This is a genomic window from Neobacillus sedimentimangrovi, from assembly GCF_010614825.1.
Classification (GTDB): domain Bacteria; phylum Bacillota; class Bacilli; order Bacillales; family Cytobacillaceae; genus Neobacillus; species Neobacillus thermocopriae.
The window spans coordinates 45,903-58,265 of sequence record NZ_JAAFZF010000016.1 but is presented as its reverse complement, the minus strand read 5'-3'; the positions used below and the strand labels follow the sequence as shown (position 1 = coordinate 58,265).

At 36.7% G+C, this 12,363-nt stretch carries 9 protein-coding genes and 1 pseudogene; 7 read left to right on the top strand and 3 right to left on the bottom strand.

All coding sequences use genetic code 11. From position 1 onward, the window contains the following. Window positions 1-119 precede the first annotated feature (119 nt). Window positions 120-422 (top strand): annotated as a pseudogene (locus GZA11_RS07815) (group II intron maturase-specific domain-containing protein); the annotation flags it as partial. Between the two features lie 339 nt (window positions 423-761). On the opposite strand, the gene GZA11_RS07810 reads toward GZA11_RS07815, so the two are convergent. Beyond that, complete coding sequence (locus GZA11_RS07810; RefSeq protein WP_163183396.1) at window positions 762-1,352, bottom strand: YhcN/YlaJ family sporulation lipoprotein; 591 nt, start codon at window positions 1,350-1,352, stop codon at window positions 762-764. A gap of 192 nt (window positions 1,353-1,544) precedes the next feature. On the opposite strand from GZA11_RS07810, the gene GZA11_RS07805 reads away from it, so the two are divergent. After that, window positions 1,545-2,873, top strand: a complete 1,329-nt coding sequence (locus GZA11_RS07805; RefSeq protein WP_163183395.1) for a PhoH family protein — start codon at window positions 1,545-1,547, stop codon at window positions 2,871-2,873. A 24-nt stretch (window positions 2,874-2,897) separates the two neighbouring features. On the opposite strand, the gene GZA11_RS07800 is transcribed toward GZA11_RS07805, so the two are convergent. Beyond that, entirely contained in the window at window positions 2,898-3,395 is a 498-nt protein-coding gene (locus GZA11_RS07800) for a hypothetical protein (protein WP_038540739.1), read from the bottom strand. Between the two features lie 162 nt (window positions 3,396-3,557). Between GZA11_RS07800 and GZA11_RS07795 the strand changes: the two genes are divergently transcribed. From GZA11_RS07795 to pyc, 3 genes are all read left to right on the top strand, one after another. Beyond that, window positions 3,558-3,839: a YlaN family protein gene (locus GZA11_RS07795; RefSeq protein ID WP_081905182.1), complete on the top strand. Its 282-nt coding sequence runs from the start codon at window positions 3,558-3,560 to the stop codon at window positions 3,837-3,839. Window positions 3,840-4,032: 193 nt separating this feature from the next. Then, entirely contained in the window at window positions 4,033-5,241 is a 1,209-nt protein-coding gene (locus GZA11_RS07790; protein ID WP_038540746.1) for an FtsW/RodA/SpoVE family cell cycle protein, read from the top strand. 64 nt (window positions 5,242-5,305) lie between these two features. Next, window positions 5,306-8,749, top strand: coding sequence for a pyruvate carboxylase (gene pyc / locus GZA11_RS07785; RefSeq protein ID WP_163183394.1), 3,444 nt, complete (start codon window positions 5,306-5,308; stop codon window positions 8,747-8,749). A 140-nt stretch (window positions 8,750-8,889) separates the two neighbouring features. On the opposite strand, the gene GZA11_RS07780 is transcribed toward pyc, so the two are convergent. Then, entirely contained in the window at window positions 8,890-9,798 is a 909-nt protein-coding gene (locus tag GZA11_RS07780) for a COX15/CtaA family protein (RefSeq protein WP_163183393.1), read from the bottom strand. Between the two features lie 440 nt (window positions 9,799-10,238). On the opposite strand from GZA11_RS07780, the gene cyoE reads away from it, so the two are divergent. Both cyoE and coxB read left to right on the top strand, forming a co-directional pair. Then, a complete protein-coding gene (cyoE, locus tag GZA11_RS07775) occupies window positions 10,239-11,165 on the top strand; it encodes a heme o synthase (RefSeq protein ID WP_038540761.1) in 927 nt (308 codons plus the stop codon). A 112-nt stretch (window positions 11,166-11,277) separates the two neighbouring features. Next, window positions 11,278-12,339, top strand: a complete 1,062-nt coding sequence (gene coxB, locus GZA11_RS07770; RefSeq protein WP_163183392.1) for a cytochrome c oxidase subunit II — start codon at window positions 11,278-11,280, stop codon at window positions 12,337-12,339. Window positions 12,340-12,363 lie beyond the last annotated feature (24 nt).

Below are 12,363 nucleotides of genomic sequence, written 5' to 3'. Positions count from 1 at the left end.
GAAAAGTTCTTCGATCGAGTGAATCATGACAGGCTGATGAGTACATTAGCCAAGACTATTAAAGAAAAGCCACTATTGAAGCTAATCCGCAAATATCTACAAGCTGGTGTCATGATTAATGGTGTGGATATTTTGTATTAGCAGACACAAAGAGTATCTTTGAAGATTTGGATGGCTGGATTCGACGAAGACTCCGGATGTGTTTATGGAAAAACTGGAAGACCTCAAAGACCAGGATACGCAACCTCATAAAACTAGGAGTTCCTGAATGGAAAGCTTATGAATGGGGGAACAGTCGTAAAGGTTATTGGCGAATCTCAAAAAGTCCCATATTACACAGAACCCTTGGAAACTCCTATTGGAGTAACCAAGGGCTTAAAAGTCTACAGAAACGTTATGAATTCTTGCGTCATTTATCTTGATTGAACCGCCGTATACGGAACCGTACGTACGGTGGTGTGAGAGGACGGGGGTTAATCACCCCCTCCTACTCGATAATTCCTCTGCATGGGTAATTCTGTAGGGTGAAAGGGAAAACATATTACCTAACTTGAGGAAGAACAGGTTAAATTTCCCGGGGCCTTTTTGATGGTGAAGTGACAGTCGTCAAAAAAGAACCGTTATTCATGGAAGGATGGACATGGCGTCTTGCATTAATTATATTGATCGAACGTTCGTAGACAAAGGTACGAATAGTTGTAGGAGGGGTTATAACCCCTCCTACTTAGTTTAGGATCATTTATTCTAAAATAATCCCTATTTTATTTATAATGATTTGACTGGTCTTCTTGTTCTTTTTCAAGTTTCTTTTCCTGATTACGATTCAATTTTTTGTCTGGTTCTTCTGTTGCTTTTTTAGGTGTTGGTGTAATGATATCCTGTGGGATTTCCGGCATTAAACGTCCGGCGATATCTGCAAGTTCTTCCATAATCCCTTGTACAGGTTTTCCGTTTTGTATATCCTGTTGAATTTCTCTTAAGCGCTCGTTCGTATCAGCGTCAGCTACTACAATGGCATTGGCACCATACGGGTCTTTTTTAAGGCTCTCTGCAACCGTATATTTTATTGTACCTACTTCAGAGCGATCAATTTTTGAATTTACATCAATTCCGACAATTGCATAGCGTCCTAATACAACCGCGGTTGCATCGTTTACATCTGGCACACTAGTTGCCAAATCTACTAATCGCTTAGATATTTCCTGTCCAGTTTTACGATCCACACTTTCGATATAGCTGTTTTTAACATTAACTAATGATTGTTCATTGTTATTGGCTGTATCATTTTTGTTATTCATATTACAACCAGCTAAAAGCAAAATAAGAACATTTGCTAATAAGACTTTTTTCACGCAAACCCCTCCTAAAAGCTTAATTTCAAAATAAACTAATAAATTTGTTAATTCCTCTATTTGCTAACAATTATTGTGCGGAATATCTTCTATCTTTATTCCAATAAACATATATTTTACCAAAGTCCAATCTAGCAAAGGTTTGATTACTAAGTTTAACAAGTCCTACACCGTGAAGCAGGAGGTTTCGCTTTGAGTAAAATATACGTGTTAGATACAAATGTTTTACTACAAGACCCGTATTCCATTTTTTCCTTTGAAGATAATGAAGTAGTCATTCCTGCAGTGGTTCTCGAAGAAGTGGACTCAAAGAAAAGATATATGGACGAAATTGGCCGAAATGCCAGACATGTATCTCGTTTAATTGATGGTTTAAGAGCTTCAGGTAAGTTGCATGAAAAAATACCGCTTGAAAATGGCGGAACAATAAGAATTGAATTAAATCATCGTTCGTTTCATGAGCTTCAAGATATTTTTGTTGAAAAGACTAACGATAACCGTATTCTTGCTGTAGCAAAAAATTTACATTTGGAGGAAGAAACAAAAGAAAAAGGAAAACGAGTAATCCTTGTAAGTAAAGATGCTTTAGTAAGGGTAAAAGCAGATGCAATAGGGCTTGAAGCAGAGGATTTTTTAAATGACCGAGTGGTAGAGATGGACTCACTGTATACAGGGTTTTTGGAAGTTTATATCCCACTTGATATGTTAAGTCGCTTTTATGAGAAGGGAGAACTATTTCTTTCCGATATTTCGAAACTCCCATTTTATCCTAATCAATTCTTGATAATGAAGGATGTAATGGGAAGTTCAGCTTCAGCTATAGGAATAGTGGATAAAACAAAGGTAAAAGTGAAAAAAATGACTTTTAATCAAGAACATGTATGGGGTATTCACCCTCGAAATGTGCAGCAAACGATGGCAATTGAGTTATTATTACGTAAAGATATCCCTCTTGTTACCTTAATCGGAAAAGCAGGGACAGGTAAAACATTACTTGCCTTAGCTGCCGGGTTAATGCAGACAGAGGATTTCCATGAATATAAAAAGCTTTTAGTTGCAAGGCCGATTGTTCCCGTTGGAAAGGATCTAGGTTTTCTTCCTGGCGAAAAACAAGAAAAACTAAGGCCATGGATGCAACCTATCTTCGATAATTTGGAATATTTATTTAATACGAAAAAACCTGGAGAATTAGATGCCATACTAGCAGGGATGGGATCAATCGAGGTGGAAGCATTAACGTATATTCGCGGTCGGAGTTTGCCAAAACAATTTATTATTATCGATGAGGCACAGAACTTAACGAAGCACGAAGTAAAAACGATTATCACCCGGGTCGGTGAGGATAGTAAAATTGTATTAATGGGGGATCCTGAACAAATTGATCATCCTTATCTTGATGCCTATAATAATGGACTGACTTATGTTGTGGAAAAATTCAAAAATGAAGTCGTCTCAGGCCATGTTAAACTTATGAAAGGAGAACGTTCAGGATTGGCACGTTTGGCGGCTGATCTATTATAAAATAAAACGGGCTAATTGCCCGTTTTATTTTATGGTAAAGCCTTTAACATGTTTAATTGGATTTTTTTGATTGGATCCATCTCCAAAGTATACATGGACAGGCCCGTCGGTAAGTAACGGTTTACCATTATTGGAAAAACCTAAAATTAACTCATAGGCCTCCATGATAGGAACTTCAACTTCACCCTCATTGGTATGGATGATGACCATTTCTGCGCTTTCATGTGGTTCCGCATTTTTTAAAAAAGGCTTGAATGGAATTCCAAATGTGCCAGTTAACACTTTTTCTTTTTCATATTTTTTCTCTGTTTTAAGTGTTGGCGGAAAAATGGCTCCCTCCATTATCTCGCGGTCCCAATGCTTTGAAATGGCTTTAGTATAATCTTCGGTTGTTTCGGATATTTCTTTTTCAGAAGTAAAATAGGTAGTTAAATCAATTCGTCGATCATCAAAAATCCATACCCCAGGATCCAGTGTAATTGGAAATTTGACATTTCCACTAATGAGAATAATATTATCCATTGTTAATTCCCCCTCAACTTTATTAGTATATCCTTTTTTAGTTGAAATTTCATGGCTGAAACTAATACTGGTAATAAACCTTATAGTTCTTGCAATTTTCGGGCTTTGGCGGTAAAATTTATAGATAAGTTGAATAATCGCTCTGAAATGGGGGGATCAATGTTGGCGTCTGAAATGATCATGAATCACCATGAAAAAGCCTATGCTTTATTGCAGGCTGACGCTGAAAAAATTTTAAAGCTTATCAAAGTGCAAATGGACAATCTCACGATGCCTCAATGCCCTCTTTATGAGGAGGTATTGGATACCCAAATGTTTGGCTTATCTAGAGAAATAGACTTTGCTGTTCGATTAGGCTTAATTGATAGTAAAGACGGAAAAGCGATTTTAGATAAATTGGAAAGAGAATTATCAGCTTTACATGATGCTTCTCTAAGAAAATAATCAAGAAAACTCAAACAATGCTTGATATTGTTTGAGTTTTTTGTTATAAATTGAATTAATATTTTTTTAACATACTTTTCGGAATATTTGTTATTAAAATATTGTAACATATGAACTTTTCCTCAGGTCATAGCAAACATTTTCTATTATAATAGAGTGGTATAAATCCTATTTGAAAATGAGGAAAGCTTATATGGTTAAAAAAATATTAAAATCGTATGATTACTCATTAATCATTACTATTCTACTTTTATGCTCCTTTGGCTTAGTTATGATTTACAGCGCGAGTATGGCTTCGGCAGTCCAAAGGTATGGTGTGGAAAGTGACTTCTTTTATCAAAAACAAAAAATCTGGCTCCTTTTATTCTTGATAATCTTTGTTTTTATGGCATTAATCCCTTATAAGATTATGCACTTTAAAAAAATAATGGTCGCTATCGTACTCGTGTCCCTACTAGCTCTAGCTGGGTTATTCTTATTTGGTAATGTAGCCGGAGGGGCACGAAGCTGGTACGTTTTAGGTTCCTTTAAATTTCAACCTGCAGAATTTGTGAAGCTTGCGGTCATTATTTATCTATCATCGGTATATGCCAAAAAACAATCATATATCAATCATTTTAATAAAGGAGTATTACCCCCATTAGTTTATTTATTTATTGTTTTTGTACTCATAACGTTGCAGCCAGATTTTGGGACAGCAAGTATTATAGTTATGATTGCAGGTACTGTAATTATATGTTCAGGTATGAGCTTAAAAAATATCGTAAAATTACTATTATTAGTCCTTGTCATGTTGCTTCCAATCGTGATTGCTTCATGGGGGAAGATTTTTTCTGAAGAACAAATCAGCCGTTTCACTGCAATGGAAAATCCATTTGCCGATGAGCAGGATACGGGTTTTCATTTGGCCAACTCATACATAGCTATTGGTTCAGGTGGTGTAAATGGATTAGGCCTAGGTAAAAGTATTCAAAAACTAGGTTATTTGCCTGAATCTCACACAGATTTTATCATGGCGATCATCGCTGAAGAGTTAGGGATCTGGGGAGTTGGCTTTGTTATTCTTCTGCTGTCATATATTGTTTTAAGGGGGATCTATATAGGCCTCCAATGCAAGGACCCATTTGGTAGTCTGCTAGCCATTGGTATTTCCAGTATGATAGGGATTCAATCATTTATTAATCTAGCAGGTGTGTCGGGTGTAATTCCATTAACAGGAGTACCGTTGCCGTTTATTAGTTATGGGGGATCTTCATTACTTATGCTTGCAGCGGCATCCGGTATCCTTGTGAATGTATCCATGTTTGTCCGATATGAAAAAAAATATAAGACAAAGCAGGGGAATTCAGAGAAGAAAACGATAAAGAGGGATGGGAAAGTATTTTATATTAATAACACGTAGAGGGGCTTCCCTAGAAGGGCCCCTTTACGTTTAATAATACATAGAAATTGAGGTGTATTTTTAGGTGGCAAGACAGATAAATAAAGTTTTGGTTGCAAACAGGGGAGAAATTGCGATTAGAGTTTTTCGGGCTTGTACTGAACTAAATATTCGGACTGTTGCGATTTATTCAAAAGAAGACTCCGGATCTTATCATCGTTATAAAGCGGATGAAGCCTATTTGGTCGGGGAAGGAAAGAAGCCAATAGATGCCTATTTGGATATAGAAGGAATCATAGCCATTGCAAAGAGAAGTGGTGCAGATGCCATTCATCCTGGTTATGGTTTTCTATCGGAAAATATTCATTTTGCTAAACGATGTGAAGAAGAAGGAATAATATTCATTGGGCCATCTGCTGATCATTTGGATATGTTTGGTGATAAAGTAAAGGCTAGATATCAGGCAGAACTTGCTGGGATCCCAGTTATCCCTGGCAGTGATGGACCTGTCCAAAGTTTGGATGAAGTGTTGGAATTTGTTGAAAACCATGGATATCCAATAATTATTAAAGCTGCACTTGGAGGCGGCGGTAGGGGAATGAGAATTGTTAAGGACCGACAAGAAGTCCAAGAGGCCTTTGAACGAGCCAAATCAGAGGCAAAAGCAGCCTTTGGTAGTGATGAGGTTTACCTAGAAAAATTAATCGAAAAACCTAAACATATAGAGGTACAGATCATTGGTGATGCAAAAGGAAATATCGTCCATCTATATGAACGGGACTGTTCTGTACAGCGTCGCCATCAAAAGGTAGTAGAAGTGGCACCAAGTGTGTCTCTTTCCGATGAATTACGCAATCGGATTTGTCATGCCGCGGTAAAACTCATGAAAAATGTGGCCTACCTAAATGCTGGGACAGTGGAATTCCTTGTTTCCGGAAATGACTTTTATTTTATTGAAGTTAATCCGAGGATACAGGTAGAACACACGATTACAGAAATGGTAACTGGAATTGATATTGTCCAAACTCAAATTCTCGTTTCTGAAGGCCATGCATTACACGATCCAATTATTGGAATTCCGAAACAAGAAGATATTATGCTTAATGGATATGCAATTCAATCGAGGGTCACAACTGAAGATCCGCTTAATAATTTTATGCCTGACACCGGTAAAATAATGGCCTATCGATCTGGTGGGGGATTTGGGGTACGTCTTGATGCTGGTAACGGGTTTCAAGGTGCTGTGATTACACCATATTATGATTCGCTTTTAGTAAAGCTGTCTACATGGGCTTTATCATTTGAACAAGCTGCCGCCAAAATGGTCCGAAATTTACAGGAATTTAGAATTAGAGGAATAAAAACAAATATCCCATTTTTAGAAAATGTAGTAAAGCATGAAAAGTTTCTTAATGGCCAATATGACACGTCCTTCATAGATTCAACCCCGGAACTGTTTATTTTTCCGGTTCGTAAGGACAGAGGAACAAAGATGTTAAATTATATTGGGACTATTACTGTTAACGGGTTTCCTGGCATTGAAAAAAAGAAGCGACCAGTATTTTCTAAGCCAAGAATTCCAAATTTGCCATTTGATCTTCAAGCGAAGCCTGGTACAAAACAACTCTTAGAACAACAAGGAGCAGATGGACTTGTAAAATGGGTTAAAGATCAAAAACAGGTATTATTAACAGATACTACTTTCAGGGATGCGCATCAATCACTGCTCGCTACACGATTAAGGACAACGGATATTGCCCGTATTGCTGAGCCAACTTCTAAATTATTACCTAATTTATTTTCCTTTGAGATGTGGGGAGGAGCCACATTTGATGTCGCTTATCGCTTTTTAAAAGAAGATCCTTGGGAGCGTCTGTTGACACTTCGTGCGAAGATTCCAAATGTTTTATTTCAAATGCTCATTCGTGGTGCCAATGCAGTAGGGTATAAAAATTATCCAGATAATCTTATTCGGGAATTTGTACATCAATCTGCATCAGCAGGTATCGATGTTTTTCGGATTTTTGATAGTTTAAACTGGGTCAAAGGAATGGAAACGGCGATTGATGCTGTTAGACAAACAGGAAAAATTGCTGAAGCGGCTATTTGCTATACAGGAGATATTTTAGACCCAACAAGAGTAAAGTATAACATTGACTACTATAAAAATCTTGCAAAAGAGTTGGAGCAGCAAGGAGCTCATATCCTCGGGATAAAAGATATGGCAGGCTTATTAAAGCCGGAAGCAGCATATCGACTCATTTCTGAGTTAAAGGAAACAGTCGATATTCCAATCCATTTGCATACACATGATACAAGTGGAAACGGAATTTTTGCATATGCACGTGCCATTGACGCTGGAGTTGATATTGTAGATACTGCTTTAGGCACGATGGCAGGTTTAACTTCACAGCCTAGTGCGAATTCGCTTTACTATGCACTTGAAGGAACAAAAAGGCAGCCAGAAATTAATATTGAATCTTTAGAGAAATTGTCACATTATTGGGAGGATGTTCGAAAATATTACCAAGACTTCGAAAGTGGCATGATATCTCCACACTCTGAAGTTTATCAGCATGAAATGCCAGGGGGCCAATATAGTAATCTCCAGCAACAAGCAAAGGCTGTTGGTTTAGGGGACAGATGGGATGAAGTAAAAGAAATGTATTCCCGAGTAAATCATATGTTTGGTGATATTGTTAAAGTAACACCTTCTTCAAAAGTGGTCGGTGATATGGCTCTATTCATGGTTCAAAATGACCTTTCAGAAGAGGACGTTATCCAAAAGGGACAATTTCTTGATTTTCCTGATTCCGTTGTTGAGTTTTTTGAAGGGTATTTAGGACAGCCACATGGAGGATTTCCTGAGGAACTTCAAAAGGTAATATTAAAAGGGAGAAAACCATTAGAAGTTCGGCCAGGAGAGTTACTTGAACCAATTGATTTTGAAAAACTACAACAAGAGCTGTACGAGGAGCTTGGTAGACAAGTTACTACTTTTGAAGTTCTATCTTATGCCTTATATCCAAAAGTATTTTTAGATTATTTAAAAGCAACGGAACAGTATGGAAATATTTCAGTTCTAGATACACCTACCTTCCTCTATGGATTAAGATTAGGCGAGGAAATAGAAGTCGAGATCGAAACAGGGAAAACTCTTATTGTTAAGTTGGTGTCAATCGGACAGCCACAACCAGATGGAACAAGAATCGTTTACTTTGAACTAAATGGCCAGCCACGTGAAATTGTTGTCAAAGATGAAAGCATTAAATCTACGGTTCAATCCAGACTAAAAGCAGATCCAAAAAATGAAAATCATATTTCAGCTACGATGCCTGGGACGGTTATCAAGGTCATTGTTGAAAAAGGCGAACAGGTGGAGCGAGGGGATCATTTAATGATTACAGAAGCGATGAAAATGGAAACTACTGTTCAAGCACCATTTTCCGGTGTTGTAAAGGATATTTATGTAAGAAGTGGTGAAGCAATTCAAACAGGTGATTTATTAATTGAGCTTGTAAAAGCATAGAAAAAAGGGGCTGTCCGGAAAGTGGTATTTCAGCCGAAATCTTTATAAAAGCAAAACCCAAGAATGCTGTTAAATCAACATTCTTGGGTTTTTAATTTGGGTTCATTTTTCTCTTAAATGGACTTTTTAGACAGCCCTTTTTACATATGTTTTTTTCTTGAACGTGAATATAAGAGGATTAAATAGCTTAAGACCCCAAACAAGCAAGTAATAAAGAAGGCGTGTGCTAAGGCAATATATAGATTTAACCGACTAATGATGATAAATGCTCCTGCTATTACTTGCAGTGTAACTAAGATAAAAGAAATAATCCAAGACCAATATAACACCTTTTGATCTTTATAATTACGAATCGTTATATAGGTAATATACCCTATCCAAATAAAAATCAAACCAGCTGCAACACGGTGGCCCATTTGAACCCATTCATATAGATTGGCTGGAATGGCAGGTGCTTCATTAAGACATAATGGCCAGTCTCGGCAAATAAGACTTGCATTAGTATGGCGAACGAGAGCCCCTGTGTAAATGACAAAATAACTATAGAATGTTACACCAATAATATGGAAACCCATTCTCTTATCTATGATCACTTTATCGGCTTCAAATTTTTTATCAATTTCAAAGATCAATAGTGTTAACAAAAAGACAGCCGCAAAAGAAATAAGAGAAATACCAAAATGCAATGCCAAAACAAAATCTGATTGGCCCCAAACGACAGCGGCTGCACCTATCAATCCTTGGAGCACTAAAAAGAAAAATGATAGGAAAGAGAGGAATTTGGTTTCTCTAATGTGACCTATTACTTTCCATGACCAAATAGATAGAATGAGCACCATGATACCCACAATACCAGAGACAACTCGATGGGCCAGTTCAATTATTAGTTCCGGTGTAATATTTGATGGGAGCAGTTCACCGTGACATAGGGGCCAAGATTTGCCACATCCCATCCCAGATTCCGTTTTTGTTACCAATGCCCCTCCAAGGAGAATAAATATCATTCCTATGGTAGTAGCAACTGCCAACCACTTTAAAGATCGACGCAAAAAATTCACCTCTTACATAAAGTACAAAAATTTGTCAAAAAATTTCCTTGACAGTATAATGAATAAAAAATAGATTGTATAAAGTACCGTATCCATCATAACCAATTCTTTCAAAAAAGAACAGAATTTCAGACTGATTTTTTTAAAAGAAATAGGGGCTTGAATAATTTTTTATTTCCACTATTATTATAGTGAAAAGCATGGAAAGATAGTTGGAATATTGTAAATATTAATAATTTCAAGGGCTGAAAAAGATAACAGGTAATTTACATAAACAAAATTATGGAAATTCAACATCATGGTCACAAATTAGTCATAAATTATTCAAAAAAAGTTCACAAAAATTCCGCAAAGTGTGATTTAATATACAAAGAAAGTGTTATATAAATCATTGACTGAATAAATTTTTTTGACCTAAAAAATTAGGAGGATTAAAAAAGATGTCTAATTCTAAGGCTGCCATTGAAAATGGGTCGACAAGCCTGGATTCTGTTACTGGAAAAACATCTATATGGAAAGATTTTTCGGCCCTTATAAAAATTGGGATTGTAAATTCTAACCTGATTACAACTTTTACGGGACTATGGCTAGCTCTTCAATTTACAGGGCAAAGCTTTTTGAGTAATTTACATATTATATTTTTTACAGTAGCAGGTTCCTCCCTTATCATAGCTGGGTCTTGTGCAATTAATAATTATGTTGATCGTGATATAGATCACTTGATGGAGAGGACAAAAACAAGACCAACTGTTACGGGAAAAATATTACCTGCAAAAGTTTTAGGAGCAGGTATTTTACTTATTGTACTGGGAACACTGTTTTTATTCTTTACGACAATAACTGCAACAGTAATTGGATTGCTTGGAGTTTTTAGTTATGTTTTTCTATATACATTGTGGTCCAAGCGGCAATTAGTTTCTAATACAATAATCGGCAGCATTTCTGGTGCAGTTCCTCCATTAATTGGCTGGGCAGCGGTTGATGCAAACCTAGATATTATTGCGTGGGCATTATTCGTTTTAATGTTCGTTTGGCAGCCCCCGCATTTTTATGCCCTCGCCATGAGAAGAGTGCATGAATATAAAGCAGCAGGCATTCCAATGTTGCCCGTTGTTAAGGGATTTAAAGCAACAAAAAGGAGTATCCTGCTTTGGGTAGCTGCGCTTTTGCCGATTCCATTTTTTCTATATCAGTTAGGAATCCCATTTCTAATTCTCGCCACCATACTTAATATTGGCTGGTTAGGATTAGGGATTTATGGATATAAGATCAAAGATGATATAAAGTGGGCAAAGCTAATGTTTGTTTATTCATTGCAATATTTAACTATTATTTTTACAGCGATGGTAATCGTTACGATAATTTAGTTTTGGCCTAAGCTTCTTTCTCGAGAAAGTAAAAGGAAAGAGGTAAATATCTATTCGTCTTTGATCACCAGCAAAACTAAGAAATATAAATGAAAGAGGGGTTTGGTTAAGCATGAAAAGGCTTGCAAATTGGCGTTTAATTTCGCTAATGGCGATGTTAGCGCTCGTACTCACCGGTTGTAGTGGTGAACCATTTGTTTCCGCATTAAAGCCTGCCGGTGAAGTTGCAGACATGCAATATGATCTGATGAAATTAAGTACTTACATTATGGTTGGAGTTATCCTTGTGGTAACGATTATTTTTGTTATCGTCTTTTTCCGTTTTAGAAGAAAGGATGACAAAATTCCAAAACAAGTTGAAGGAAGTCACAAATTAGAAATTATTTGGACTGTTATCCCAATTCTATTATTGTTGATTTTAGCTGTACCGACAGTTTCAGCTACTTTCAAACTTGCTGATATTAAAGAGATGGATAAGAAAGACAGTGATGCTCTAGTTATTAATGTCCGTTCTCATTTATATTGGTGGGATTTTGAATATCCAAAACAAAAAATTGTTACAAGCCAAGATTTAGTGGTTCCAACTAATGAGAAAGTTTATTTTAATTTAAAATCATTAGACGTGAAGCACTCTTTCTGGATTCCAGCAGTTGGTGGAAAGATGGATACTAACACAGATAACGTTAATAAATTCTGGCTTGTATTTGATGAAGATAGAGCAAATGAAGCAGGAAATCTTTTCTATGGGAAATGTGCTGAGCTTTGCGGACCTTCCCATGCATTGATGGACTTTAAGGTAAAAGCAATTAGCCGAGCTGAGTTCGATAAATGGGTTAAAGATATGCAGGCAGTTAAAGAGCCTAAGAAAGCGAAAACGGAGTTAGCGGCACAAGGTCAAGAATTATTTAATGAGAGTTGTATTGGCTGTCATGCTGTAACTCCTTCTAATCAAATGCCTGATACAGCACGTATTGCACCGAATTTAACAAATTTTGGTGAGCGTTCACGTGTAGCGGGGATTCTTGATCATAATAAAGAGGAATTAAAGAATTGGATTAAAGATCCGGAAAGTTATAAACCAGGCAACCTAATGACTGGAAAATATAAGGATTTTACTGATCAAGAACTAGAAGCTCTAGCAGAATACTTGATGGGCTTAAAAGTTCAAGAATAAAAGTGGAATAGATTTAAAAGGGAG